Source organism: Cupriavidus sp. 207A1, from assembly GCF_057798955.1.
The window spans coordinates 189,742-214,926 of sequence record NZ_JBYOJO010000005.1 but is presented as its reverse complement, the minus strand read 5'-3'; the positions used below and the strand labels follow the sequence as shown (position 1 = coordinate 214,926).

Genomic DNA, 25,185 nt, shown 5'->3' with positions numbered 1-25,185 from the left:
AAGCATCGCCATCGCGGATAATGCGCCATCCACCCATCGACCTCGCCTCATGTCCGCCAGCAGCCCCAGCCCCCGACGCATCGACTGGACCACCCTGTTCCTGCTGACCTTTCCCCCGCTGAGCTGGGCCGGCAATGCCATCGTGGGCCGGCTTGCCGCCGGCACGGTGCCGCCGGTCGCGCTGAACTGGGCGCGCTGGGTGCTGGCCGGCATGCTGCTGGCACCGTTTGCCTGGCGCGGCGTGGTCGAGCACCGCGCGGTGCTGCGCCGGCACGCGGGCGTGATCACCGCCATGGGCATCCTGTCGATCGCCAGCTATAACGCGCTGCAGTACCTGGCGCTGACCAGCTCGACGCCGATCAACGTGACCCTGATCGGCGCCTCCACGCCGCTGTTTCTGATCGTGATCGGCGCGCTGTGCTTCGGCGAACGGGTCCGGCCCTGGCATGTCGCCGGCGCGCTGCTGTGCATGGTCGGCGTGACCTTCGTGCTGGTGCGCGGCGAACTGGCGCGGCTGGCGCAGCTGGACCTGGTGCCCGGCGACCTGTTCATGCTGGCGGCCACCATCGCCTGGAGCGCCTACACCTGGCTGCTGCGCAAGCAACGTCCCGCGCTGCCCCTGCCGGTGCTGCTGTTCGCACAGATCGTCACCGGCGTGCTGGCCAGCGCGCCGGTGACGGCATGGGAACTGCTGACGCTGGATCAGCCGCTGCAATGGAACGGCAAGGTCGCGGGCATCCTGCTCTATGTCGCGACCATCCCGTCGCTGCTGGCCTATTTTGCCTGGGACCGCGCCATCGCGCGCGCGGGCGCGCAGCTGCCGGTGTTCTTCATCACGCTGACGCCGGTCTTCGCCGCGCTGCTGTCGACGGTGCTGCTGGGCGACTGGCCGCGCTGGTACCACGGCGTCGGGCTGGCCGCGATCGCGGCGGGCATCTGGCTGGCGCAGCGGCGCTGACGGCGGCCAGCCCCGTTCAGCGCGCCATGACCTTGTCCGGCGTCATCGGCGTGCTGCGCAAGCGCCTGCCGGTGGCGTGATAGATCGCATTGCTGATCGCGGCGGCAACGCCGACCAGCCCGATTTCGCCCACGCCCTTGGCGCCGAGGCTGCTGACCACGCGGTCGTCCTCGTCGACGAAGATCACGTCCAGGTCCTGGATATCGGCGTGCGAGGCGATGTGGTACTCGGCGATATTGCGGTTCATGAAGCGGCCGAGCGCATGGTCGCTGTGCGTTTCCTCGTGCAGCGCCTGGCCGATGCCCCACACCATGCCGCCCAGGATCTGGCTGCGCGCGGTCTTCGGGTTGATGATGCGCCCGGCCGCCACCGCGCTGACCACGCGCGTCACGCGCACGGTGCCCAGCGCCTCGTCGACGCGCACCTCGCAGAACACGGCCGAGTGCGCGGCGCGCGTGTACTGCTTCTGCTTGAACAAATTGGGCAATTGCAGGAACGATGCCTCGATCTGCTCGCGCCGGGCCGCTGCCATGATGCCGGTCAGCGGCAACGACGCGTCGGGGTCGGGGCCGCCGCGCAGGCTGACCTGGCCGTGCGCGAACACCAGGTCCTCGTAGCGCGCGCGCTCGAAGCCGGAGCCCTGCATGCGCCGCGCCATGTGCCACAGCATCCGGCGCAGCTTGTCGCACACGCCGTCGACCGCGCTGCCGACCGTGGCCACATGCGACGAGCCGCCTTCCACGGGCGCCACCGGCAGCTCCGAATCGCCCAGCACGAACGTCACCTGCTCCAGCGGCAGGCCCAGCGACGCGGCGGCGATCTGGCTCATCACCGTCAGCGTGCCGGTGCCGATGTCGGTGGCGGCGCTGGCTACCTCGAGCCGGCCGTCGGCGCGGAACACCGCGCGGGCGCGGCTGAACATCTGCAGCGCGTCCCAGGTGCCGCTGGCCATGCCCCAGCCGACCAGTTCGTGGCCAGCGCGCATCGAACGCGGCTGCGGTGGCCGTCCGGCCCAGCCGAACCGTTGCGCGCCCTGCGCGTAGCATTCCCGCAGTGCCTTGCTCGAGAACGGCAGGCCGCTGGCGCCGTCGCGCTCGGCGTAGTTTTTGAGCCGCAGCGCCAGCGGGTCCATCCCCACCGCATAGGACAGCTCGTCCATCGCCACCTCGATCGCATGCACGCCGTGCGCGGCGCCCGGCGCACGCATGTCGGCCGGGGTGGGCTGGTCCAGGTCGACCAGTCGATAGTCCTGCCGGCTGTTCTCGGAGGCATAGAGCTGCGTGGACCAGTTGACCACCACCTCGACGTAGTGCTCCATGCGCGAGGTCTCGGCCACGGCTTCATGGATCAGGCTCACCAGCCCCCCATCGGCGTCGGCACCCAGCCGGACGCGCTGCCAGGTCTCGGGCCGGTGGCAGAAGGTGAACATCTGCGGCCGTGTCAGCACCACGCGCACCGAGCGCTCCAGCGCCAGCGCCGCCATCACCGCCAGGATCAGCTGGTACTGCGGCCGCAGCCCCGAGCCGAACGCCCCGCCCACGTATTCATTGCGCACCGTGACCTTGCGCTTGGGCAGCCCGAACACCCGCGACACCATCCAGCGCGAATTCTGCGAGCCCTGGGTCTTGTCGTAGATGGTCAGGTGGCCGTCGCCGCCGCGGATCACCGTGGTGGCGTGCATCTCCATCGGATTGTGGTGTTCCACGCCGCTGTAGAACTCCGCGTCGACCTTGAAAGGCGCGCGCGCGAAGGCGGCGTCGGCATCGCCGCGCGCCCTGGGCGGGCCGGAATAGCCCGCCTTGAAGCGCATCGGCTTGCCGGCGCGGCCCAGGTGCTCCAGCAGGCTGGTCTCGTGCGGCCACGCCTGGTAGCGCACGCGCACGAGCGTCGCGGCATGGCGTGCCGCCTCGAAGGTCTCGGCCACCACCAGCGCGACCGGCTGGCCGCTGTACCAGATGCGCGCGTCGTGCAGCGGCTTGAACGGCGAACCGGCGGGCGCGACCATGTCCTTGTAGAACAGGTCGAGCGAGCGCACGCGCGGGCGGCGCTCATGGGTCAGCACTTCGAGCACGCCCGGCACCGCCAGCGCCGCGCTGCAATCGATCGACACGATGCGTCCGCGCGCAATGGTGCTGTTCACCACCACCCCGTGCGCGAGGTCGAAGGCCGGATGCTCGGCGGCATAGCGCGCCGTGCCGGTGACCTTGGCCACGCCATCGAGGCGCGGGACCGGCGTGCCGATGCCGACCGGGCCGGTGCCGGGGCGTGCGCGCGGCGTGCATTGCGGGATCGGATCGTTCATGGCTGCTCCTCCTCGCTGAAGGCGTCTTCGCCGGTATTGCTCAGCACGCCGGCGACCGCCATTTCCAGCGCGCGCACGATCGCGCGCTCGGCCAGCGCAATCTTGAAGCTGTTGCCCGGCAGGCTCTCGGGCACGGCCGGGCCGCCCCAGGCGCGCGCATCGCGCAGCAGGAAGCGGGCCGCGGCGGCAAAGTGTTCGGCCGTGGCGGGCCGGCCCTGCAGGTGCGCCTCGGCCTCGGGATCGCGCCACGGCTTGTGGGCCACGCCGCCCAGTGCCAGCCGCGCGGCGCGCACGGTGCCATCGTCGGCAAGGTCCAGCGCGGCAGCCACCGACACCAGTGCGAACGCAAACGACGCGCGCTCGCGGATCTTCAGGTAACAGGCACGGCGCGCGAACTCGGCGGCGGGAGGCAGCACGATGTGGGTGATCAGTTCGTCGGGGCGCAGCGTGGTGTCGATGTGCGGGCGGTCCTGCGGCAGCCGATGGAATTCATGGAACGGAATCTCGCGGCGGCCGCTGGCCGAGGCCACGTGCACCACCGCGCCCAGCGCCGCCAGTGCCACGCACATGTCGGACGGATGGGTGGCGACGCAATGCTCGCTCGCGCCCAGGATGGCATGCTGGCGTGCCAGCCCGGTCGCCGCCGGGCAGCCGCTGCCGGGATCGCGCTTGTTGCAGGGCACGCCCGGATCGTAGAAGTAATAGCAGCGCGTGCGCTGCAGCAGGTTGCCGCCGTTGGTCGCCATATTGCGGATCTGCGCCGAGGCCCCGGCCAGGATCGCCGCGCGCAGCAGCGGATACTGCCCGCGCACCAGCGGGTGCTGCGCGGTATCGGCGTTGCTGGCCAGCGCACCGAGCCTGAGCCCGCCCTCCGCCGTGGCCTCGATCATCCGCAGCGGCAGTTGCCTGACATCGACCAGCGCGGCCGGATGCATCATGCCGCCCTTCACCAGGTCGATCAGGTTGGTGCCGGAAGCCAGGAAGTGCGGCGCGTGGTCGTCGCCAAGGCTTTGCACGCCGGCGTCCCGCTGCGCGGCGGCGATCGACTGCAGCGCCGCTTCCACCGTGGCCGCGCGCTCATAGCGGAACGGGTTCATGATGGCTCCTGGTCGTGGTCAGTCAGCCCGGCGACCTCGGCGATCGCCTCGACGATCTGCGCATACGCGCCGCAGCGGCACAGGTTACCGCTCATGCGCTCGCGGATCTCCTGTCGGCTTGCCGGCGGATGCTCGTTCAGCAGTCCCACGGCGGAGCACAGCTGCCCCGGCGTGCAATAACCGCACTGGAACGCGTCGTGGTCGATAAAGGCCTGCTGCAGCGGATGCAGCGCACCCGTGTCGCGATCGGCCAGCCCCTCCACGGTGGTGATGTCGGCGCCGTCATAGGACACGGCCAGGCACAGGCACGACTTGATGCGCCTGTCGCCTGCCAGCACCGTGCAGGCGCCGCATTGGCCGTGGTCGCAGCCCTTCTTGGTGCCGGTGAGCTGCAGTTGCTCGCGCAGCAGGTCCAGCAGGATCACCCACGGCGCCAGCAGCAGCTCGTGGGTGATGCCGTTGATGTGCAGCGTGGTGGGGATCTGTTGCAGTGCGCCGGCCTGGGATGCCGGGGGAGCAAGCGGGTCTTCCAGTGCCATGGGCGCCTCCGCTGGGTCATGTTCGTGGGGGAATGGAACGAAGGCAGCAAGCGTCATGCCATCAGGCTTCGCCGGCTTCACCACGTCGCATCCGACGAGCGGCGCGTGCCGCCGTCCCGGCCGGCTTTGCATATATTGCCGCCGGCGCCGTGCACGAATTACCGCACTGTCGTGGGCTTACCCTGTGGCCTTGCCCTGGCTGGCGCGCCTGAACTGCGTGGGCGCGTGCCCGGTCCAGCGCTGGAAGGCGCGGCGAAAGGCTTCCTCGCTGGCAAAGCCAAGCTGCTCGGCGATCCTGCCCATGCTCCAGCGGGTGGTGCGCAGGCATTGCTCGGCGTATTCCTGCAGGCTGCGCTCGCGCAATTGCCGGTAGCTGCTGCCGTCCGCCGCGAGCCGGCGGCGCAGCGTCGGTTCGCTGACATCGAAGCGCACTGCCAGCTCGGCCAGCGTCGGCAGCCGCGCGCCATGCACCAGCGCCGCGTGCAGCGTGCCGCGCACTTGCTGGCTCAGCGACACTACTTCGACCGGCGCCCCGACCAGCCGGTAAGGCAGGTCCTTCAGGAATGCCTGAAGCTCCGCTGCCCGGCGCACCACCGGACGGTCGAGCAAGGCCTGGTCGAAGTCGAAGCCGTAGGCCGGGTTGCCGGACGTCACCGGCGCATGGAACAGGCCGAGGAACGGCAAGGCGTCCTCGCGCCGCGGATGCGCCAGGCTGACCCGGGTCGGTCGTATCGGCTGGCCCACCAGCCAGCCGAACAGCAGCAGATAGAAAAACAGCCCGGTCAGGTCTACCAGGCAGGCGGCCGACGATTTCACCCGCCGCAGCGAATCCATCCGAAACACCGCCTGGCCCGCGCGCTCGCCCAGGCTAAGCGCGCCGGCGCGCGGATACAGCATCGCGCAGAAATCGGCCGCGCAGTGGATCGCCTCGCGCAGCGTCTGGCAACTCAACACGCAGCGGCACAGCAGATCCACTTCCTGCTTGCACATCGGCGGGTGGCCGTCGCCCTTGGCCACCAGCGCTTCCAGCCGCTCGATCGCTGCGCGATAGAGCGCGGTGAACTGTGCCGGCCGCGGCGGTTCTGTGCCGGCATCCGGCACCTCGACGCCCTGCCGTTTCAGCTCATCCAGCAAGCGCTGCACCATGCCGTGCGGAACAGGGACGGGACTCCCCGGGATGTGGGCATTCATGGGCGCTGGTCGTGATTGCTTCGGTAGCGGTGGTTGATCGTCCGGGTAGGGGTGCGTGGCCAACGGGCCTTCCATAATCGTCCCGGCGGCCATGGAGGTTGCCATGCGCGCAGCACCATGCCTATACGGGACAACCCATGAGAGGACGCCACACAGCCATGATCCACGTACTCGATGAAATCGTGCTCGCGCCCGGCCAGCTGCCCGCGGTGCTTGACCTGCTGGAATCCCGCTACCTGCCCGGCAGCGCCGCCAGGGGCCTGACGCTGCTGCATTGCTGGGTGTCGCCACCCGTGGCGCTGCAAGATGCGCCCAATACGTTGTGGCTGCTGTGGCAAGTGCCGGATGCGCCGGCCTATTACGCCATGCGCGCCGGCATTGACGGTCCCGCCCTCGCCTTCTGGTCGACGGTCGACTCCCTGTGCCAATCCCGCCGCCGCCATGTGATGGCTGCCGCGACACCCGTGCTGCCGCAGCCGAAGGAGCATTGCGATGCGCCTTGAGACCGCGCAACTGCGCCTGCACACCGGCATTTGCGACGGGATGCCCGACCCCGGGCCAGCCCTGCTCGACCGCGTTGAAAGGCTGCCTGGCCTGCACCGGGTGGCGCTCGGCCGCAACCTGACGGGAAGCTGGGGCGCCGGCGACTACACGCTCGACCTGCAATTCAAAACCGGCTCGTCCGGCGCGCAGGCCGATGGCGCCGGTCTCGCCGCGGCGCTGGACGGCATCGCAACGGTCGATCACGTCGCCTATCGGGCGATCGCGGACGGCATGCGTGCGCCGCAACTGCGTGACGGCACCTGGCGCACGCTGATGTTCCGGGTCCGCCCTGAAGCGCCGCCCTGGCAGGTCCACGCACTGGAGCACGACCTGCTGCGGATGCCGACGTACATGCCCGCGATCCGCAACTGGCGGCTGGCCCGCGTGTTGTCGCCGACCACATGGACCCATGTCTGGCAGCAGGAATTCACCAGCGCGGACGACCTGCTGGGCGAATACCTGATGCACCCGTTCCATTGGGGACGGGTCGACCGCTGGTTCGACCCGGAGTTTCCGGAATGGACGGTCGAGGCGATCTCCCATGCCTTCTGCCCGCTCGCGACCAGCCTGATTGTCAGCCAGATTGCCAGCCACAACCATAAGGAGGAAAGCGCATCATGACCGCACACGGAACACTGACAGGAAAGATCGCACTGGTGACAGGCGCCAGCCGCGGCATCGGCCGTGCCATCGCGCAGCGCTTCGCGGCGGAAGGCGCGCTGGTGGTGGTCAGCGCACGGCGCGCCGGCAACTCCCGGGAAGATCCTGGCACGCTGGCCGAGACCGTGGCGCTGATCACGCGGCAAGGCGGCCGCGCCATGGCGCTGGCGGCGGATCTCGAGGATGCCGCGCAGCGCGACCAGCTTGTGCTGCGGGCCGCCGAGGCCGCGGGTGGCCTGGACATCCTGGTCAACAACGCCGGCCTGGCCGAATACAGCCCCATCGACGCGATGCCGCTGGACATCTTCGACCGTACCGTGGATCACTACCTGCGCATCCCGTTCGTGCTGAGCCGCGCCGCGATACCGCTGATGCGTGCGCACGGCGCGGGCTGGATCCTGAACCTGGGCTCGGTCACGGCGCTGTCGCCGGCGCGTCCCTACCAGGACTTTGACCGCGCCGGCGGCGTCACGGCCTACGCGGCCGTCAAGGCCGCCGTCAACCGGTTCACCGAGGGCCTGGCCGCGGAACTGGAGGCCGACGGCATCGCCGTCAATTCGGTGGCGCCAAGCACCGCGATCCTCACACCGGGCAGCGAGCGCTATATCCCCGACGGCTATCCCACCGAGCCCGTGGAATACCTGGTGGAAACCGCGCTGGCGCTATGCAGCGTGCCGGCGCGACTGCACACCGGCCAGATCGCCCATAGCCTGCACTTTCCCGTTGCGCATGGACTGCAGGTCCGCACGCTCGACGGCAAAGGCGTGCTGCCGCCGCCCGTCATCCCGGCCTGGGCGCATCCGGCGCTGGGCCAGCCCGAACTGTCGGCGAGGTAAGCCTCATGCAAGAAAACATGCGCGCGCTCCTGATCGACCGTCACGGCGGCCCCGAGGTCATCCGGCTTGGCGAGGTCGCAACGCCGGCGCCGGCAGCCGGCGAAGTGCTGATCCGCGTCGCTTGCGCCGGCGTGAATCCCGCCGACTGGAAATGCCGCGAGGGTTATCTGAGCGACTTCATGCAGGCCGGCTTTCCCTTCGTGCTTGGCTTCGATGCCAGCGGCGTGGTGGCCGCGGTCGGCGCCGGCGTCACGGGCTTCGTGCGTGGACAGCGGGTGTTTGCGCAAACCGGGGTCGGCGCCGGCCAGTGGGGATCGTATGCGGAATACGTTGCTGTCAGCCAGGATTGCGTGGTGCCGATTCCCGACAACGTCGGATTCGCCGAAGCCGCGGCGGTGCCGACCCCGGCGCTGGCCGCCTGGACCGGACTGTTCGACGATGGCGGACTGCGCCCGGGCCAGACCGTGCTGGTGCACGGGGGCGCGGGCGCGGTCGGCACGTTCGCCGTGCAACTGGCCAGGGCCGCCGGCGCCGCCGTCGCCGCCACCTGCAGCGCGGCCCGCCGCGACGCGCTGCTGGCGCTGGGCTGCGACCTGGCCATCGACTACCGCGCAAGCGATATCGGTGGCGCCGTGCGGGCCTGGGCGCCGGACGGCGTCGACCTGGTGCTCGACGCGGTGGGATGCGGCACCTTGCCGATGGGGCTGGACCTGCTCCGGCCCGGCGGCATCCTGGTGGCTATCCTGACGCTGGTCAGCGGCGACCACGGCCCCGATCCCGCCGAAGCCGCGCGGCGCGGCATGCGCACCGCCGTCGCGTTCAGCAGGATGCCAAGCGGCGCACGGCTCGCGGAAATCGCCGCGCTGATGAACGACGGCCGTTTGCGGCCACCTCGCATCGAATGCCTGCCGCTGGAACAAGCCGGGCACGCGCTCGAGCTGGTGCGGTCAGGCCAGGCGGCGAGCAAACTGGTGCTATGCGTCGCCGCGCCGGGTAACGCGTGAAGGACAGGCACCGGCGCTCATACCCGCTCCCCCTTTGCCAGCGGGACCGCGTGCCTGGCCCGGTTCACATCGCGCATCAGTGCCGTACTGACAAAGGCGATCACGCTGAGCGCACCCAGGTACCAGACGATGTACGCGGGGTCGCCGCCGCCATGATTCAACAGCGACGTGGCCACGATGGGCGCCAGGCCCCCGCCGATCGCGCCGGACACCTGCACCGCGATCGAGATGCCGCTATAGCGGACCTCGGGCGGAAACTGTGCGGAGAACAGGCTGCCTTCGGGCCCGTACAGGCATGCATAGACGAGGCCGATCGCGACGGCCATGGCAATCGTGACATTGCCTGCATCGAGCGTTTGCAGCAACGCGAAGAACTGCGGCGCAAAGACCAGGATCCCCACGGTACCGGCCATGAATACCCACTTGAAGCTGAAGCGGTCACCCAGGATGCCGAACAGCGGCATGGTGAACATCGCGACCGCGGCGCCCCACACCGTGGCATCGAGCATCACGGTCTTGGCTATGCCGAGCGTGCCGGTGGCGTAGGCCAGGGCAAAGGTCACCACGGTGTAGAACCACGTGACTTCCGCCAGGCGGCCACCGACCACGGTCAGGACCTGGCGCGGATAGCGGCGCAGCACCACCAGCGCCGGCATCTCGACCTTGTCGCCAGACTTTTTCATTTGCTCGAAGTCGGGGGATTCGCTCACTTTCGCCCGGATGAACCAGCCTATCGCCAGCAGCACCACGCTCGCCAGGAACGGCACGCGCCACCCCCACGTCAGCATGTCCTGCTCCGGCAGCGTCGCGACCATGCCCATCGCCAGCGAGGACAGGATCAGGCCCGGTGCCACCCCGGCCTGCGGCAGGCTGCCAAAGAAACCCTTCTTGCCTTCGGGCGCGTGCTCGACCGCCATCAGCACCGCACCGCCCCACTCGCCCCCGACCGCGACGCCCTGCAGGAAGCGCAGCAGCACGAGCGCAACCGCGGCCCAGTAGCCGATGCTGTCATAGGACGGGATCAGGCCGATCAGGATGGTCGGGATGCCCATCATGAACAGCGTGATCAGCAGCATGGACTTGCGTCCGACCCGGTCGCCGAAATGGCCAAAGACGATGCCACCCAGCGGGCGCGCAAAGAAGCCGACCGAGTAAGTGGCAAAAGCCGCCAGGGTCCCGGTCAGCGGATCGAACGAGGGAAAGAAGATCTTGTTGAAGATCAGGGCCGCGGCGGTGCCGTAGAGGAAGAAGTCATACCATTCGATGGTCGTGCCCATCATGCTGGCGAGGCCCGCCGTGATGTAGTGGCGGCGCGAGCGCATGCCTTGTTGCGTGGTCATCGTCTTGTCTCCTTGTCTGTTCTGATGCGTGCTGCCAGCGCGTCACGGCTTGACGTACGGCGCGATGCCGTGCGTCTGGCGCGCCCAGTACGCGAACGTGGAGTTGACGATGGACGGCTTCAGCAGGTAGTCATGAGCCTCCCTGGCCAGCTCGTCATCGACCGGCGTGAGCGGACCGAAAGCCTGCGCGCGGATCTGCATCCGGGCAGCGCGCTCGAGATAGACGGAGAGGTAGGTCGCCTCTTCGCAGGTCTTGCCTGCGGTCAGATAGCCGTGGTGCGCGAGGATGATCGCGCGCTTGTCACCCAGCGCTTCCGAGATGATCACGCCTTCCTGGTCTGCGATCGGGACCCCTGGCCAGTCGCCGAGGAACGCGCAGTCGTTGTGCAGGGGGGTCATGTCCATCTGCGCGATGACCAGAGGCTGGCGTGCGGCAGCAAGCGCGCTGGCCCACGGCGAATGGGTATGGATGATGGCGTTGACGTCCGGCCGGGCGTCGTAGACCCACAGGTGGAAGCGCGTGGCCGGGTTGGCCATGCCGCCGCCGCTCAGCGTATTGAGATCGCGATCGACCTCGATAAAGTCCGCCGGCGTCGCTTCGTCGAAGCCGAGGCCGAAACGCAGGGTCCAGTAAGCGCCCGGACGTTCGGAACGGACACTGATCTGGCCCGCCAGGCCGGCTTCCTGCTCCGTCATGGCCAGGATCCGGCAGGCATAGGCCATGGTCTCCTGCGTGGTGCGCGACTGGCGCGGCAGGTGCTTCGCCATGTCGCTGGACGCGCGCTGGTCGAAGTACGACTTGTCTCTGAGGGGGGCGTTCATACTGGTTTTCTCCGGGTTTTCCCTGCGACGAGAGGTCGAAAGGATCGGGATCCAGTATGGGATTGGGGTTCCAGGCGAGCTACGGAGCCGGCTTCATAGCAGCTATGTCATGGCTTCACGTGTCCAGTGCCTTGGCAACCTGGAGCGCACAGGAAAGCAGCGCGGCGGCCAGCGGCAAGGGCTGGCGTTCGGGATGCGCCACCGCCACCATGCGCCGCTTCAACAGCGGCGCATGGATCTTCACCTTGCACAGGCCATACTCGGCCAGCAGCTTGTCGGGCAGGCGGCTCGGCAGGATGCAGGACCCTACCCCGGCGGAAACCAGCTTGAGCATGGCATCCACCGTTTCCGCCTCGGCGACATAAGCGCCCTTCAGGCCGGCGCTATCGAGCATCCGTCGCAGCGCATAGCCATGCGGGAAGGCAACCAGGCGCAGGTCGCGGCCGGCCAGGTCGACGCCGGGATCGTCCGCAGCCGGGGCCGTGCTGCCCCGTTCCACCAGGCACATGGTATCGTCGAAGAGCGGATAAACCGCCAGCGCGGCCGTGTCCACCGCGGTATCGTAGGCCACGCCCAGATCCGCCTTGCCGCTTTCCACCAGAGCCACGACCTCCGGCGAACTGCGCCCCATCATCGACAGGTTGACCCCGGGATGCGCACTGACGAAACTCGCCACCACATCGCCGATGAAGTAATAGCTGACCGTATGGACCAGGGCCAGCCTGACCGTCCCTTCGGTACTGCCATGCGCGTCGCGGATCATGTCCACGGCGTGATCGATGGCGCGATAGGGCCCTTCGATCGCTTCCTGCAGCTTTTGCCCGGCTTCGGTCAGGGCAACGCCACGCCCCGTTCGCGTAAACAACGCCTTGCCAAGGTGGGCTTCGAGCGCGGCCAGTTGCTTGCTGACGCCGGACTGCGTCTGGTTCAGGTCATCCGCAGCCTTCGACAGCGACTTGAGCGAGGCAATACGCAAGAAGCTGCGCAGCAGGCGGTCTGGCGTTTCCATGTCGGGGGCAGGTAGTTTTGCTGCCATTCTGCATGGGGCGTGGCCCTGGCCGCAACCGCGCCGCGGCGCCGGTGCGGCGCCCATGCAGAATTTCCCGCCGCCTTTGACCTCACGTCACGGCGGGGATCCTCGCAGGCGCTGCCGCGTCAGGCCGCATTCCGCCGCGCCGCGCCGCGATATTGCGCCAGCAGCGCCTCGCGCCGCACCGCCGCCGCGGCCATGCTGGCCTCCTTCACGTGACCGTAGCCACGGATATCGTCCGGCAGCGTGGCCAGGGCCAGCGCGGTGTCGAAGTTGTCCGCGCTCAGTGAACCCGCGAACTCTTCGACCATGGCCAGGTAGTCGCTGACCAGCGCGCGCTCGGCGCGGCGCTCGGCGGTCTTGCCGAACACATCCAGCGCGGTGCCGCGCAGACCCTTCAGGCGCGCCAGCAGGCGGAATGCCGTCATGGTGCGGGGACCGAAGCGACGCTTGACCAGATGGCCCTTGGCGTCAGCCTTGGCCAGCAGCGGCGGCGCCAGCCAGAAATTGAGCTGGTAGTCGCGGCCGGGCTCGCCTTCGAACTGCGCGCGCAGCTTGTCGAGGAAGGCGGGATCGGTGTACAGGCGCGCCACCTCGTACTCGTCCTTGTACGCCATCAGCTTGGCCAGGTTGCGGGCCACGGCCTCGGTCAGCGGCAGCTTGCGGTCGATGCCCAGCTGCTGCTCCGCGGCGCGGATGCGGGCCACGGCGTCGCGATAGCGCGCGGCATAGGCGGCGTTCTGGTAACCGGTCAGCATCGCCTCGCGCTTGCGGATCAGCGCGTCGAGCGTCTGCGGCATCGCCACCACCTGCGCGCTGGCGGCGGCCGGCGCAGCCGGCAGCAGCGCCTTGACCGCGGCCTCGCCGTGGTGGGCCAGGTAACGGCCCCATTCGAAGGCGAGGCGGTTCTTGTCGACCGACACCCCATTGAGTTCGATCGCGCGCACCAGGCTGGCGTGCTGCAGCGGGATCCAGCCCTTCTGCCAGGCAAAGCCCAGCAGCAGCGGGTTGGAATAGATCGCGTCGGCCAGCAGGGTCACGGCCCAGGCGCTGGCGTCGAAGAAGGCGCAGGCCTCGCCCACGCTGGCGCGCAGGTCCTGCTCGGCGCTGGCGCCGGGGAACTTCCATTTGGGGTTCTTGATGAACTCCGCGGTGGGGGTGTTGGCGCTGTTGACCACGGCGGCGGTCAGCCCGTGCCGGACCTTGGACAGCACTTCGGCCGAGGCCGAGACGATGGCGTCGCCGCCGATCACCAGGCGCGCCTCGCCGGTGGCGATGCGGGTCGCATGCAGGTGTTCCGGGGCCGGCGCGATCTGCACGTGGCTGATCACCGCCCCGCCCTTCTGCGCCAGGCCCGCCATGTCGAGCACGGTCACGCCCTTGCGCTCCAGGTGCGAGGCCATGCCCAGCAGCCCGCCGATGGTGACCACGCCGGTGCCGCCGACGCCGGTCACCAGCACCCCGTACGGCCGCTCCAAACCCGGCAGCCGCGGCTGCGGCAGCGCCGCGAAGTCGGCGCCGCTGCCCTTGCCAGCCGCCGCCGCGGGCTTGCGCACCTGCGCGCCCTCGGCGGTGACGAAGCTCGGGCAGAAGCCGTTGACGCAGGAGAAGTCCTTGTTGCACGACGACTGGTTGATCCGCCGCTTGGTGCCGAGCTCGGTCTCGAGCGGCTCCACCGACAGGCAGTTGGACTTGGCCGAGCAGTCGCCGCAGCCTTCGCACACCGCATCGTTGATAAAGGCGCGCTTGGCCGGATCCGGATAGGTGCCGCGCTTGCGGCGGCGGCGCTTCTCGGTGGCGCAGGTCTGGTCGTAGATCAGGATGGTGACGCCTTCGGTGTCGCGCAGCTCAAGCTGCACGGCATCGAGCTGGTCGCGATGCAGCACCGCCACGCCGGACGGCAGCATCGCGCCATCGCCGTACTTGGCGGGCTCGTCGGTGACCACCACCAGCTTCTTCGCGCCCTCGGCCAGCACCTGGTGCGCGATCTGCGGCACCGTCAGCACGCCGTCGATGGGCTGCCCGCCGGTCATCGCCACCGCATCGTTGAACAGGATCTTGTAGGTGATGTTGGCCCGGGCCGCGATCGACGCGCGGATCGCCAGCAGCCCGGAATGGAAGTACGTGCCGTCGCCCAGGTTGGCGAACACGTGCTTGTCGTCGGTGAAATGCATCTGGCCCGTCCACGCCACGCCCTCGCCGCCCATCTGGCTGAAGGTCTCGGTATTGCGGTCCATCCACAAGGTCATGTAGTGGCAGCCGATGCCGGCCAGCGCGCGCGAGCCTTCCGGCACGCGCGTCGAGGTGTTGTGCGGGCAGCCCGAGCAGAACCACGGCTTGCGCTCCACCGCGATGCGCGGCTGCGCCGCTTCGCGCTCCTTGGCCTCGATCAGCGCCACGCGCGCGGCGATGCGTGCGCGCACCTCGGCCGGCAGGTCGAAGCGTTCCAGCCGGCGCGCGATGGCCTTGGCGATCAGCGCCGGCGACAGCTCGTAGTGCGCCGGCAGCAGCCAGTCGCCGCGCGGCACCGACCACTCGCCGCCGTCGTTGCCGCGCTGGTCGAACTTGCCGAACACCTTGGGCCGCACATCCTCGCGCCAGTTGTACAGCTCTTCCTTCAGCGCGTATTCGAGGATCTGGCGCTTTTCCTCGACCACCAGGATCTCTTCCAGGCCGGTGGCGAATTCGCGCGCGCCGTGGGCCTCCAGCGGCCACACGCAGCCGACCTTGTAGACGCGGATGCCGATGCGGGCGCAGGTGTCGTCATCCAGGCCCAGGTCCACCAGCGCCTGGCGCACGTCCAGGTACGCCTTGCCGGCGGTCATGATGCCGAAGCGCGCGTTGGGCGAATCGAGCACCACCCGGTTCAGGCGGTTGGCGCGCACGTAGGCCAGCGCCGCATACCACTTGTGGTCGAGCAGCCGCGCTTCCTGCTCCAGCGGGGAATCCGGCCAGCGGATATTGAGGCCGCCCGCCGGCATGGCAAAGTCCTGCGGCAGCGCGACCTGCACGCGGTTTGGGTCGATCTCGACCGAGGCGGTCGACTCGACCACGTCGGTGACGCACTTCATCGCCACCCACAGGCCGGAATAGCGGCTCATGGCCCAGCCATGCAGGCCGTAGTCCAGGTATTCCTGCACGTTGGCGGGATACAGCACCGGAATGCCGGCCGCCTGCAGCACGTGCTCGGACTGGTGGGCCACGGTCGAGGACTTGGCGGCATGGTCGTCGCCGGCCAGCAGCAGCACGCCGCCATGGCGCGACGATCCGGCCGAGTTGGCGTGCTTGAGCACGTCGATGGAGCGGTCCACGCCGGGGCCCTTGCCGTACCACATCGAAAACACGCCATCGCGCTTGGCGCCGGGGAACAGGTTGACCTGCTGGCTGCCCCAGACCGCGGTGGCGGCCAGGTCTTCGTTGACGCCCGGCTGGAACACCACGTCGCTGGCCGCGAGATGCTGCTTGGCCTTCCACAGCGCCTGGTCGACGCCGCCCAGCGGCGAGCCGCGGTAGCCAGAGATAAAGCCGGCGGTGTTGAGCCCGGCGGCGCGGTCACGCGCCTTCTGCAGCATCGGCAGGCGCACCAGCGCCTGCACGCCGCTCAGGTAGACACGGCCCTGGTCCAGGGTGTACTTGTCGTCCAGGCTGGCGCTGGCCAGGGCTTCGAGCAAGGCGGGATTGAGCGGGGCATTCACGATGTGGGTCTCCGGGCTTTGTTCTGGGTGCTTTATTTGCTGTCCGAAGGAGTGTAGAAACCGGCGCGGTCATCGTAAAATCATGAATTCCAACACCTGATATCTGCAAAACGGATACCTCGGAGACATCATGTTCAAGGCGCGCGAAGGTTCGGAAAGACTGGCCAAGGAAGTCACGCTGCGGCAGTTCCGCTATTTCGTCGCGGCGGCGGAAACCGGGCAGTTCTCGATGGCGGCGACCGCCGAGCATGTGTCGCAGTCGGCCGTGACCAATGCCGTGCTGGCGCTGGAGCAGCGCCTGGGCGTGCGCCTGTTCGAGCGGCGGCCGCATGGCGTGACGCTGACGGCCGAAGGCCACCTGTTCTTCCAGCATGCACGCCAGATCCTGGATTCGGTCGAAGACGCGCTGCGCGAGCCGCGCTTCCAGGTGCACGGGCTGCAGGGCAGCGTGCGGCTGGCGGCGTCCTACACCGTGCTGGGATACTTTTTGCCGGGATTGCTGGCGCGCTTCCGCACCAACTATCCGGATATCGAACTGGACCTGCTCGACATGGACCGCCCCGACATCGAGCGCGCCGTGCTGGCGGGCGAGATCGAGTTCGGCATCGCGCTGCTGTCCAACCTGGAGAAGCCACAGCGCTTCCAGCGCCATACGCTGATGCGCTCGCGCCGCCAGCTGTGGACGTCGGCCAGCCATCCGCTGCTTGAGGTGGAGCGGCCCTCGCTGCGCGATATCGCGGCGTATCCGTACTTGCTCATCACCGTCGACGAGGCCGAGGACTCGACGCTGCGCTACTGGCGCAGCCACCGGCTCGCGCCCAATATCGCCTTCCGCACCGGCTCGATGGAAGCACTGCGCGGGCTGGTGGCGCATGGCTTCGGCGTCACCGTGCTGTCCGACATGGTGTATCGGCCGTGGTCGCTGGAAGGCAAGCAGATCGAGGCCCGGCCGATTGCCAATGCGGTGCCCGACATGGAGGTCGGCATGCTGTGGCAGCCCGGCCGCAAGCTGGGCAAGCCCGCCGATGCACTGCGGGAATTCCTGATCCACGCTTGCGGCAGCTGAAGCGGGCAAGCGTGTGGCGGGCCGGCTTGCCCCGGCCCGGAGCCTTTAATTCAGCGTGGCGCCAGCCTGCTTGACGATGCGCGCATGCTTGTCCAGTTCGCTCCTGAAGAACGGCACCGCCGCGTCGGCGCCGGTGCCCGTCACCACCAGCCCTTGCGCCGACAGCTGCTCCTGCACCTCGCGTTCGCGCAGCGTGGCCTGGATCTTCGCCTGGAGGTCCTGCACAGCCGGCTTCGGCATGCCCGCGGGACCGACGATCGCCAGCCACGCGTCGAAGCTGTAGCGCGGCACGCCCGACTCCGCCAGCGTTGGCACCTCGGGCAGCGCCGGCACCCGCTGCGCGGTGGACACGGCGATCGCCCGCAGCTTGCCCGCCTTGATCAGCGGCAGCACCGCCTGCACGGTGAGGAAGCCCATCTGCACCTGGCCGCCGACCAGGTCCGTAGTGTAGTTGCCGGCGCCCTTGTACGGCACATGGCGGATATCCACCTTGGCTTCGCTGGCCAGCAGCTGGCCGGCCAGGTGCAGCACCGTGCCGTTGCCCGACGAGCCGTAGTTCAGTTCGCCCGGCTTCGACTTCAACAGCGCGAGCAGGTCCCTGGTGTTGTGCGCGCTCACCGCGGGATTGACCACCAGCACCAGCGGCAGCGTGCCGATCACGGTGATCGGCGTGATGTCCTGCAGCGCGTCGTACGGCAGGCTCTTGTAGATAAACGGGTTGATGACGTGGTTCGACGAGATCAGGCCCAGCGTCGAGCCGTCTTTCGGCGCGCGCACGATCTGCTGGGTGCCCGGCACGCCGCCGGCGCCGGCGATATTCTCGACCACCACCGACTGGGCCAGCTGCTTGCCCAGCGGCTGGCTCAGCGCGCGGGCCACGGCATCGGCCTGCGACCCCGGCTGGGTCGGCACGATCAGCCTGAGCGGCTTGCCATCCTGCGCATGGACTGGAACGGCCTGGACGGCCAGTGCCGCGAGCGTGATCAGGGCCGCAAGCGCCTTGCACGTCTGTCGAAACAGCGAGGTCTGCATGTGTTGTCTCCGTGGGTCGAATCGCACCGTGGACGGTGGCTTTGGCACGGAGTGTAGGGTTGCGACGCCGCGGTGGCCGAGTGCTAATCCGCTGCACCGGGTATCTCAGCCCGGCATAGCATCGGTACCAGCCTTTGGCTGCAGCGCCTCGATCATCGCGGCAATCGCACGCAACCGCGGCTGCTTGTATGGCGCATAGATGCGCAACTGGCGCTGGCGCCACGGTTCATCCAGCGGCACGCGCACAAAGCGCCGCGTTCCGGCATAGGCCGCGCCGGCACTGGCCGGCAGCACGGCGATGCCCAGTCCCGCCTCCACCATGCGGCAGGCCGCCTCGAAACTGGACACCGCCACCCCCTGGTTGAACGGCAGCCGCAGGTTGGCCGCCTGCTCGCGCAGGTCCTGGTCGAGCGCGCCGCCCGGCTGCACCACCACCAGCGGATGTTCCAGCACCTCGGCATAGCGCATGCGCTTGCGCCGGGCCAGCGCATGCGACGACGGCACCACCACATTGAGCGGATCGCTGGCGAAGGCCCATGATTCCAGCCCGCCCGGCGTCTTGGCCGCGACGCCGATGCCGACGTCGGCGCGGTCATCGAGGCAGGCACGTAGCGTTTCCGCGGTGGAGCGCTCGTACAGCGCGATCTCGACCAGCGGATGCGCCGCCTTGAACGCATGCAGGCGCTCCGGCAGGAAACCGATGATGGCCGATGGGCTGGCCGACACACGCACCACGCCGGCGACCCGGTCGCCCAGGTCCTGCACCTCGCGCGCGAAGCTGGCGATGTCCTCGTTCAGCTTGCGCCCCAGTTCCAGCGCGCGGGCGCCGGCATCGGTCAGCACCACGCCGGCAGGCGAGCGCACGAACAGCACCACCCCCAGGCTGCGCTCCAGTTCCGCGATGCGCCGGCTCAGCGCCGACTGGGCGATATGCTCGGTTTCAGCCGCGCGCTTGATCGAGCCTTCGCGGGCCGCGGCCAGGAACAGCTGGATGTTGACGGGATCGATGCGGTGCATGGGTCAGTGCGCCCGGGTGGGCAGGCCGGAATGTCGCCCGATACTAACCTTGCGGCGAGCGTCACGCATGACCACCGCGTTTACCCTGATATGCCTGGCGCAGATAGCCGCGATGCCGCATCAGCGCTTCGTGCGCGCGCGCCAGGGCCGGTAGAGTTGCGCCGAAATGCCTTCGGAGACCTGCATGAGCGCCATCGGGGCCACGGCCCGCATCCTGTTCCTCGCCGACTCGGCGTCGGCCATGACGGCACAGCTGCAGGGGCAGCCGATGACGGTGGCCACCGCCGGCGCTCTGCGCGACGACGTTTCCACGGACGAGATCACGCCGGTGCCGATCCTGACGCACTATGACGACGCGCTCGGCCGCTTTCCCTATACCGGCTACAAGGTCGAAGGTGTCTGCCCGGTCCCGGCCGGCGCGATCCGCGAAGGCGGCTTCGCCGTAACCGTTGCCGGCAACCGCTACGGCAAGGGCTCGTCGCGCGAGCATAGTCCGGCGGCGGAGAAGCTGGCCGGCATCCGCCTCGTCATCGCCCGCAGCTTCGAGCGCATCTACCGCCAGAATGCCGACAACATCGGCCTGTTCACCTCGACCGACTTCAGCCTGCTCACCCGGCTGGAGCAAGGCGAGCCCATCGACGCGGACACGCTGGTGGCCGGGCGCGACGCCCTCGCCGCCGCCATCCTGCGGCATGGCGGCCTGCTCAGGTTCGGCCAGGCGTACCTGAGCAACGTCGAACCCGCGCCCTGCGGCCACCCCACCGGCCCGCAGACCCTGTTCGAGAAAATCGTGCAACGGCATCTGCTCGCAACGCCGGTGACGCCGGAGCGCCCGGTCGCGGGCGACGGCATTTTCGTGCGGGCCGACTGGCGCTTTATCCACGAGTACTACACCGGCATGTGCGCCCACATGCTGCACGCGGCGTTCGGCAAACCGCTGCGGCTCAGGAATGCGGACCGCATCGTGGTGTTCGAGGACCACACCTCCTATGTCGGCGAAAGCCCGGCCCATGTGCGCGGCGGCCTGGTCGACAACGTCGCGCGCATGTGCGCGGCGCAGCGTGACTTCGTGCGCGACTACCAGCTCCGATGCCATCGCACGCTGACCGAGGCCGAGTCCCGCGGCGCCGCGGTCGCGCGTGCGGCCGGCATCTCGCACGCCATGATGGCCGAGCGCTATGCGCTGCCGGGGCAGGTCGTGGTCGGCACCGATTCCCACACCCCGCACAGCGGCGCGCTGGGCTGCGTGGCGTTCGGCGTCGGCACCACCGACATGGCCAACGCCTTCGTCACCGGCGCGGTGCGCATGACCCTGCCGCAATGCCTGCTGGTGCGCCTGCAGGGCGTGCTGGCGCCGGGCGTCACCGCCAAGGACGTGGTGCTGCACCTGCTGGCCCGGGCCGACATCAAGGCCGGCGCCGGCGTCGGCAAGGTGTTCGAGTTCAGCGGACCGGTCGTCAGCGCGATGTCGATCGACGAACGCGCCACGCTGACCAATATGTGCGCCGAACTGGGCGGCTTCACCGGCATCGTCGCGCCCGATGCGCAGACCGTGCGCTTCCTGAAGGAACGGCGAGGCATCGATTTCGAGATCGAGCCCTGGATGCGCAGCGACGACGACGCCACGTTCGCCGCCACCCTCGACATCGACTGCGGCACGCTCGAGCCCATGGTGGCCCGCCCCGGCGATCCGGGCAACGGCATGCCGCTCGCCGCGCTGACGCAGCGGGTGGCCGTCGACATTGCCTACGGCGGCTCGTGCACGGCGGGCAAGCGCGAGGACTTCGACCGGTACCACGAAGTGCTGCACTGGGCCGTGCAACGCGGCCTGCGCCTTGCGCCGCAGGTCACGCTCTACCTGCAGTTCGGCACTACCGACGTGCGCGACTATTGCATCCGCCAGGGCTACATGGAGACGTTCCAGGCCATCGGCGCGCGCATCCTCCAGCCGTCGTGCGGCGCCTGCGCCAACTGCGGCCCGGGGTCGTCGGAGCGGCCGGAGCAGGTGACGGTCAGCTCGATCAACCGCAACTTCCCGGGGCGCTCCGGTCCGGGACAGGTCTGGCTGGCCAGCCCGCCGACGGTGGCGGCCAGCGCGATCTGCGGGGAACTGGTGTCGTTCGAGGAGCTCCAGCAGCGCTACCGCGATGGCGCGGCGTAGGCATCAGCCTGATGCGCCGGCACCGCTGCCGGCATCAGCCACCCGGACCCGCCTTCGCATAGTCCATGCCGAAGTCCCCCAGGCAGTGCAGGTTCTGCGACCGGATCGCGTCCGTCATGAAGTCGACGAACACGCGGATGCGCGACGGCAGGTGCTGCCGGCTCAGGTAGCAGAGATAATGGCCGCGATCGTCCGGCGCATGCCGGCCCAGCGCGGTGACCAGCGCGCCGCGGGCGATCGGCTCGCACACCTGATAGCCTGCCATCTGCGCCAGGCCCAGCCCGTCCAGCACCGCCGCGAGCACCAGATCCGGATCGTTGAAGGTCAGCCTGCCGGCAGGCAGCAGCTTGCGCAGGTGGCCGTCCACCTTGAACTCCCATTCCAGCACGCGCGCGCCGCCGACCCGGGTATGGATGCATTGATGCCGGACAAGATCGTCCAGCGTCAGCGGCAAGCCGTGCCGCGCGGCATACGCCGGCGACGCGCACACCGCCATCTGCATCGGGATCAGTTGCCTGGCGATGATGCTGGAATCCTCGATACGCCCGTTGCGGAACGCCACGTCGATCTTCTCCGCCGCGAAGTCCAGCGGGCGGTCGTCCAGCAGCAGGTCGAGCGAGATCTCCGGATAGGCCGCCGAGAACCGCGTCAGCAGCGGTGCCACCACCTTGCGCCCGAAGCCGGTGGCCGCGCTGATGCGCAGCAGGCCGCGGGGCGGCCCCTGGCGCAGCGCGAGCATGTCGTTCATGGCTTCGACGATTTGCGCCACGCCCTGGTGGCAGTTCTCGAAGAAGCGCTCGCCCTCGCGCGTCAGCCGGGTGGAACGCGTGGTGCGCAGGAACAGCCGTGTGCTCAGTTGCGTTTCCAGCTTCTGCACATTGCGGCTGACCGCGGAGCGGCCGATGCCGAGCCGCTCGCCCGCCCTGGAGAAGCTGCCTTCGGTGGCCACCGCCATGAAGGCGATGATGCCGGCATAGCTGGCTGCGAAGCTGGCGGACAAGCCGTCGGCGCGGTCGGGGGCGCGGTCGGGCACGCCCTCGCGCCGGCCGTGCTGCTGCCCCCGTTGCAACTGGCCGGATGTGCCCATGTCCGGGCCGGCGCGCCTGGCGGGGGACGCCGGACGGAGATCGGGAACGACGATGTCCATGTCAATGCCTTTCGGCGCAATGCCGGGGTTCGGGTCCACGCTGCGCGGCGCATGACCATGCCGGGATCTTAATGAGCCGCCACGGGCCGGGTAAATGCCAGATGCCCCTCGATTTCTGCCAGCCGGCCGCTGCAGCACGCAACAATGCAGACATGGCGATGCGCCAGACCCAGGCCGCAGCCGCTTCGTGGCGCAGGCGTCGCACGCCCCGCGACAGCGGCCGTCGCGCCTTGCAGCGGATCGCGCGCCTGGCATAACATCGACCGACTTTCGCGATCCTTGCCATGGCCCGTTCCGCATCTGCGCCCGCCGCACACGACTCTGCCCTGCCGTTCGACCACCACCCGCGGGGCCTGCTGTTCGTCGCCTTTCCCGGCATGAGCGTGCTTGACCTCACCGGGCCGCAAACCGCGTTCTGGGCGGCGTCGCGCCACGCGCGCGAACGCGGCCTGGCCGGCTACCGCATTTACCTGGCCAGCGAGCATGGCGGCCTGACCGCGTCAGCCGAAGGCACGTCCGTGGATACTTTGCCGCTTGATGCCATCGACCTGCGGCGCATCGACACCATCGTCCTGCCCGGCGCGCCCGAGATGCTCACGCTGCTGGACAGCGCCGCGTCCCTGGTCGCCTGGCTGCGGCAGGCCGCCGCCCAGGTGCCCCGCGTCGCCTCGGTCTGCAGCGGCGCCTTCCTGCTGGCGCAGGCGGGCCTGCTCGACGGCAAGCGCGCGGCTACCCACTGGGCCATGCATGCGGCGTTCCGCGCGCGCTTTCCCGCGGTCACGCTGGACCAGGACGCCATCTTCGTGCGCCAGGATCGGATCTGGACCTCGGCCGGTGTGACCACCGGCATCGACATGGCGCTGGCGCTGGTCGAAGCGGACTATGGCCACGACATCTCGCTGAGCGCGGCGCGGGAACTGGCGGTGTTCATCAAGCGCCCCGGGGGCCAGCCCCAGCTCAGCGAAATGCTGCTGACGCAGAGCCGGCAGGTGCCGTTGTTCGAGGCCCTTCATCTCTGGATCGTCGAGAACCTGTCGCGGGAAACGCTGTCGGTGGAGCAGCTTGCCGAGCAGGCCGGCATGAGCCCGCGCAACTTTGCACGGGTGTACAAGCAGCAGACCGGCCGCACGCCGGCCAAGGGGGTGGAGCATTTCCGGCTGGAAGCCGCGCGGCGGCTGCTGCAGGACCCGCACCGGCCGGTCGACCAGATCGCCAGGCAATGTGGCTTCGGCAGCGAGGAACGGTTGCGCCTGGCCTTCCAGCGCCACCTGGGCGTCTCGCCCAGCGCGTACCGCGCCGGGATCATCGGCTGACGGGCATCGCCCGCGCGGCCGGGCGATTGGTGCCGGACGGGAAACACCGCGCATCCGCCAGCGGCGCTACCGCGTCGCGCCTCGTTCACCTAGCATGGGACATGGGTCGCCTGCCCATTCCATCCAACTGAACCCGAGGTGCATGATGAAGATCGTTGTAATTGGCGGTACCGGGCTGATCGGCAGCAAGGTCGTGTCCCGCCTTGCCGCGCAAGGCCACGAAGTGGTGGCGGCATCGCCAAAGACCGGCGTGGACACACTGACCGGCGCCGGCCTCGACCAGGCGCTGGCGGGCGCGCAGGTGGTCGTCGACGTGGCCAATTCTCCGTCGTTCGCCGACGATGCCGTCCTGCATTTCTTCGAGACCTCGGGCCGCAACCTGGCGGCGGCGGAGAAGGCGGCCGGCGTCGCGCACCATGTGGCGCTGTCGGTGGTCGGCACGGACAAGCTCGCCCAGAGCGGCTACTTCCGCGGCAAGATCGCGCAGGAAGCCCTGATCCGCAACGCCGGCATCCCCTACACCATTGTCCGCGCCACGCAGTTCCTCGAGTTCCTTGGCGGCATCGCGCAATCGGGCACGGACGGCGATACGATCCGCCTGTCGTCCGCGTCGATCCAGCCGCTTGCGTCCGACGACGTGGCCGAGGCCGTGGCCGACCATGCGCTTGCCGATCCCGCCAACGGCATCGTCGAAATCGCCGGGCCGCAGCGCTTTGCGCTGAGCGACCTGGTGCAACGCTATCTCGAAGCCACCGGTGATCCGCGCAAGGTGGTCGTCGACGCCAGGGCCCGCTATTTCGGCGCCGAGCTGGACGATGGCACGCTGGTTCCCGAGGGCCCCGCGCGGCTGGGCAGGACCAGTTTCGAGGCATGGCTGCGACAGCGCCAGCAAGCGCGCGCCTGACCCCAGGGCCGGCCCATGGCGAACCGGAAGCTGCAAGCGCCGCCGTTGAGCCTGCTCGACAAATATCGCGGGCCCGGCTTCGATCCGCTCTACACCACCACCGTCACCGTCACGGGTGGCGAAACCGGACACGGGCGCGCCTCCGGCGTGGCCCGCTCCGATGACGGCAACCTCGTCATCGACCTGCGGCTGCCGGCCGCGCTGGGAGGCCCGGGCCACGGCACCAACCCGGAACAGCTGTTCGCCGCGGGCTATGCCGCGTGCTTCCATGGCGCCCTGCACCTGCTGGCCCGGCGCGCCCGCCTCCGTATCGACCACCTCGCCGTGGAAGTCGAAGTCGCCTTCGGCCGCGACCCCGTGGACGGCGCCTATGCGCTGTCCGCGGAGCTCCGCGTCAGGATGCCGGGCGTGGCCCGGGCGCTGGCCGAAGAACTGGTGCGCAATACCGAGCGCTTCTGCCCCTATGTGAAGATGGCCCGGCAAGGCATTGCCAGCGTCGTGGCGGTGGTGGAATGACGCAGCTCGTCC

Annotated in this window: 21 protein-coding genes; 10 read left to right on the top strand and 11 right to left on the bottom strand. The window is 69.1% G+C overall.

Going from position 1 to position 25,185, the window contains the following annotated elements; genetic code table 11:
• Positions 1–49: 49 nt before the first annotated feature.
• On the top strand, positions 50–958 hold the full coding sequence (locus tag AC3FMM_RS11295; RefSeq protein ID WP_115713513.1) for a DMT family transporter: 909 nt from the start codon (positions 50–52) through the stop codon (positions 956–958).
• Positions 959–974: 16 nt separating this feature from the next.
• Here the strand turns inward: AC3FMM_RS11295 and AC3FMM_RS11290 are convergent, their stop codons facing one another.
• The 4 genes from AC3FMM_RS11290 to AC3FMM_RS11275 form a co-directional block, all read right to left on the bottom strand.
• Positions 975–3,260 carry a xanthine dehydrogenase family protein molybdopterin-binding subunit gene (locus AC3FMM_RS11290; protein ID WP_488686612.1) on the bottom strand — a complete coding sequence of 762 codons (2,286 nt, stop codon included), beginning with the start codon at positions 3,258–3,260 and terminating at the stop codon, positions 975–977.
• The gene (locus AC3FMM_RS11285) at positions 3,257–4,357 is read right to left on the bottom strand and encodes an FAD binding domain-containing protein (protein WP_488686610.1); all 1,101 of its coding nucleotides are present in this window, start codon (positions 4,355–4,357) and stop codon (positions 3,257–3,259) included. Before AC3FMM_RS11285 ends, AC3FMM_RS11290 begins: the two co-directional genes overlap by 4 nt.
• Positions 4,354–4,896: a (2Fe-2S)-binding protein gene (locus tag AC3FMM_RS11280; protein ID WP_115713516.1), complete on the bottom strand. Its 543-nt coding sequence runs from the start codon at positions 4,894–4,896 to the stop codon at positions 4,354–4,356. Before AC3FMM_RS11280 ends, AC3FMM_RS11285 begins: the two co-directional genes overlap by 4 nt.
• A 177-nt stretch (positions 4,897–5,073) precedes the next feature.
• Positions 5,074–6,087, bottom strand: a complete 1,014-nt coding sequence (locus AC3FMM_RS11275; RefSeq protein WP_473704420.1) for an AraC family transcriptional regulator — start codon at positions 6,085–6,087, stop codon at positions 5,074–5,076.
• Between the two features lie 158 nt (positions 6,088–6,245).
• Between AC3FMM_RS11275 and AC3FMM_RS11270 the strand changes: the two genes are divergently transcribed.
• From AC3FMM_RS11270 to AC3FMM_RS11255, 4 genes are read left to right on the top strand one after another with little or no spacing between them, the layout of a single operon-like run.
• Entirely contained in the window at positions 6,246–6,590 is a 345-nt protein-coding gene (locus AC3FMM_RS11270) for a hypothetical protein (protein ID WP_326347095.1), read from the top strand.
• Positions 6,580–7,251 (top strand): Dabb family protein, encoded by a 672-nt coding sequence (locus AC3FMM_RS11265; protein ID WP_488686609.1) that lies wholly within the window; start codon positions 6,580–6,582, stop codon positions 7,249–7,251. The genes AC3FMM_RS11270 and AC3FMM_RS11265 overlap by 11 nt, the downstream gene beginning before the upstream one ends.
• Entirely contained in the window at positions 7,248–8,126 is an 879-nt protein-coding gene (locus AC3FMM_RS11260; RefSeq protein WP_488686608.1) for an SDR family NAD(P)-dependent oxidoreductase, read from the top strand. Before AC3FMM_RS11265 ends, AC3FMM_RS11260 begins: the two co-directional genes overlap by 4 nt.
• A gap of 5 nt (positions 8,127–8,131) precedes the next feature.
• The gene (locus AC3FMM_RS11255) at positions 8,132–9,130 is read left to right on the top strand and encodes an NADP-dependent oxidoreductase (RefSeq protein ID WP_240987802.1); all 999 of its coding nucleotides are present in this window, start codon (positions 8,132–8,134) and stop codon (positions 9,128–9,130) included.
• A gap of 17 nt (positions 9,131–9,147) precedes the next feature.
• On the opposite strand, the gene AC3FMM_RS11250 is transcribed toward AC3FMM_RS11255, so the two are convergent.
• The 4 genes from AC3FMM_RS11250 to AC3FMM_RS11235 all read right to left on the bottom strand — a co-directional run bounded on the left by AC3FMM_RS11250 (position 9,148) and on the right by AC3FMM_RS11235 (position 16,017).
• Positions 9,148–10,470, bottom strand: coding sequence for an MFS transporter (locus AC3FMM_RS11250; protein WP_488686607.1), 1,323 nt, complete (start codon positions 10,468–10,470; stop codon positions 9,148–9,150).
• A gap of 42 nt (positions 10,471–10,512) precedes the next feature.
• The gene (locus AC3FMM_RS11245) at positions 10,513–11,292 is read right to left on the bottom strand and encodes an aldolase (protein ID WP_473704414.1); all 780 of its coding nucleotides are present in this window, start codon (positions 11,290–11,292) and stop codon (positions 10,513–10,515) included.
• Positions 11,293–11,407: 115 nt separating this feature from the next.
• Positions 11,408–12,301, bottom strand: a complete 894-nt coding sequence (locus tag AC3FMM_RS11240) for a LysR family transcriptional regulator (protein WP_115713523.1) — start codon at positions 12,299–12,301, stop codon at positions 11,408–11,410.
• A 146-nt stretch (positions 12,302–12,447) separates the two neighbouring features.
• The gene (locus AC3FMM_RS11235; protein ID WP_116314238.1) at positions 12,448–16,017 is read right to left on the bottom strand and encodes an indolepyruvate ferredoxin oxidoreductase family protein; all 3,570 of its coding nucleotides are present in this window, start codon (positions 16,015–16,017) and stop codon (positions 12,448–12,450) included.
• A gap of 130 nt (positions 16,018–16,147) precedes the next feature.
• Between AC3FMM_RS11235 and AC3FMM_RS11230 the strand changes: the two genes are divergently transcribed.
• Positions 16,148–17,083 (top strand): LysR substrate-binding domain-containing protein, encoded by a 936-nt coding sequence (locus AC3FMM_RS11230; RefSeq protein WP_018007449.1) that lies wholly within the window; start codon positions 16,148–16,150, stop codon positions 17,081–17,083.
• Positions 17,084–17,128: 45 nt separating this feature from the next.
• Here AC3FMM_RS11230 and AC3FMM_RS11225 read toward each other — a convergent pair whose 3' ends face one another.
• Both AC3FMM_RS11225 and AC3FMM_RS11220 read right to left on the bottom strand, forming a co-directional pair.
• A complete protein-coding gene (locus AC3FMM_RS11225) occupies positions 17,129–18,115 on the bottom strand; it encodes a tripartite tricarboxylate transporter substrate binding protein (RefSeq protein WP_488686606.1) in 987 nt (328 codons plus the stop codon).
• A gap of 105 nt (positions 18,116–18,220) precedes the next feature.
• On the bottom strand, positions 18,221–19,132 hold the full coding sequence (locus AC3FMM_RS11220; protein WP_115713527.1) for a LysR family transcriptional regulator: 912 nt from the start codon (positions 19,130–19,132) through the stop codon (positions 18,221–18,223).
• Positions 19,133–19,316: 184 nt separating this feature from the next.
• Between AC3FMM_RS11220 and AC3FMM_RS11215 the strand changes: the two genes are divergently transcribed.
• A complete protein-coding gene (locus tag AC3FMM_RS11215) occupies positions 19,317–21,293 on the top strand; it encodes an aconitase family protein (protein ID WP_488686605.1) in 1,977 nt (658 codons plus the stop codon).
• A 34-nt stretch (positions 21,294–21,327) separates the two neighbouring features.
• On the opposite strand, the gene AC3FMM_RS11210 is transcribed toward AC3FMM_RS11215, so the two are convergent.
• A complete protein-coding gene (locus tag AC3FMM_RS11210; RefSeq protein ID WP_488686689.1) occupies positions 21,328–22,380 on the bottom strand; it encodes a LysR family transcriptional regulator in 1,053 nt (350 codons plus the stop codon).
• 344 nt (positions 22,381–22,724) lie between these two features.
• On the opposite strand from AC3FMM_RS11210, the gene AC3FMM_RS11205 reads away from it, so the two are divergent.
• From AC3FMM_RS11205 to AC3FMM_RS11195, 3 genes are all read left to right on the top strand, one after another.
• Positions 22,725–23,753 (top strand): GlxA family transcriptional regulator, encoded by a 1,029-nt coding sequence (locus tag AC3FMM_RS11205; protein ID WP_488686604.1) that lies wholly within the window; start codon positions 22,725–22,727, stop codon positions 23,751–23,753.
• A 145-nt stretch (positions 23,754–23,898) separates the two neighbouring features.
• Positions 23,899–24,657 (top strand): SDR family oxidoreductase, encoded by a 759-nt coding sequence (locus AC3FMM_RS11200; protein ID WP_488686688.1) that lies wholly within the window; start codon positions 23,899–23,901, stop codon positions 24,655–24,657.
• A 15-nt stretch (positions 24,658–24,672) separates the two neighbouring features.
• A complete protein-coding gene (locus AC3FMM_RS11195) occupies positions 24,673–25,173 on the top strand; it encodes an Ohr family peroxiredoxin (protein ID WP_326347091.1) in 501 nt (166 codons plus the stop codon).
• Positions 25,174–25,185: the final 12 nt, after the last annotated feature.

Excerpts from the sequence above, each read along its gene's own strand:
- AC3FMM_RS11295 (WP_115713513.1), top strand. The coding sequence starts at position 50 with ATGTCCGCCAGCAGCCCCAGCCCCCGACGCATCGACTGGACCACCCTG.
- AC3FMM_RS11290 (WP_488686612.1), bottom strand. The coding sequence starts at position 3,260 with ATGAACGATCCGATCCCGCAATGCACGCCGCGCGCACGCCCCGGCACC.
- AC3FMM_RS11285 (WP_488686610.1), bottom strand. The coding sequence starts at position 4,357 with ATGAACCCGTTCCGCTATGAGCGCGCGGCCACGGTGGAAGCGGCGCTG.
- AC3FMM_RS11280 (WP_115713516.1), bottom strand. The coding sequence starts at position 4,896 with ATGGCACTGGAAGACCCGCTTGCTCCCCCGGCATCCCAGGCCGGCGCA.
- AC3FMM_RS11275 (WP_473704420.1), bottom strand. The coding sequence starts at position 6,087 with ATGAATGCCCACATCCCGGGGAGTCCCGTCCCTGTTCCGCACGGCATG.
- AC3FMM_RS11270 (WP_326347095.1), top strand. The coding sequence starts at position 6,246 with ATGATCCACGTACTCGATGAAATCGTGCTCGCGCCCGGCCAGCTGCCC.
- AC3FMM_RS11265 (WP_488686609.1), top strand. The coding sequence starts at position 6,580 with ATGCGCCTTGAGACCGCGCAACTGCGCCTGCACACCGGCATTTGCGAC.
- AC3FMM_RS11260 (WP_488686608.1), top strand. The coding sequence starts at position 7,248 with ATGACCGCACACGGAACACTGACAGGAAAGATCGCACTGGTGACAGGC.
- AC3FMM_RS11255 (WP_240987802.1), top strand. The coding sequence starts at position 8,132 with ATGCAAGAAAACATGCGCGCGCTCCTGATCGACCGTCACGGCGGCCCC.
- AC3FMM_RS11250 (WP_488686607.1), bottom strand. The coding sequence starts at position 10,470 with ATGACCACGCAACAAGGCATGCGCTCGCGCCGCCACTACATCACGGCG.
- AC3FMM_RS11245 (WP_473704414.1), bottom strand. The coding sequence starts at position 11,292 with ATGAACGCCCCCCTCAGAGACAAGTCGTACTTCGACCAGCGCGCGTCC.
- AC3FMM_RS11240 (WP_115713523.1), bottom strand. The coding sequence starts at position 12,301 with ATGGAAACGCCAGACCGCCTGCTGCGCAGCTTCTTGCGTATTGCCTCG.
- AC3FMM_RS11230 (WP_018007449.1), top strand. The coding sequence starts at position 16,148 with ATGTTCAAGGCGCGCGAAGGTTCGGAAAGACTGGCCAAGGAAGTCACG.
- AC3FMM_RS11225 (WP_488686606.1), bottom strand. The coding sequence starts at position 18,115 with ATGCAGACCTCGCTGTTTCGACAGACGTGCAAGGCGCTTGCGGCCCTG.
- AC3FMM_RS11220 (WP_115713527.1), bottom strand. The coding sequence starts at position 19,132 with ATGCACCGCATCGATCCCGTCAACATCCAGCTGTTCCTGGCCGCGGCC.
- AC3FMM_RS11215 (WP_488686605.1), top strand. The coding sequence starts at position 19,317 with ATGAGCGCCATCGGGGCCACGGCCCGCATCCTGTTCCTCGCCGACTCG.
- AC3FMM_RS11210 (WP_488686689.1), bottom strand. The coding sequence starts at position 22,380 with ATGGGCACATCCGGCCAGTTGCAACGGGGGCAGCAGCACGGCCGGCGC.
- AC3FMM_RS11205 (WP_488686604.1), top strand. The coding sequence starts at position 22,725 with ATGGCCCGTTCCGCATCTGCGCCCGCCGCACACGACTCTGCCCTGCCG.
- AC3FMM_RS11200 (WP_488686688.1), top strand. The coding sequence starts at position 23,899 with ATGAAGATCGTTGTAATTGGCGGTACCGGGCTGATCGGCAGCAAGGTC.
- AC3FMM_RS11195 (WP_326347091.1), top strand. The coding sequence starts at position 24,673 with ATGGCGAACCGGAAGCTGCAAGCGCCGCCGTTGAGCCTGCTCGACAAA.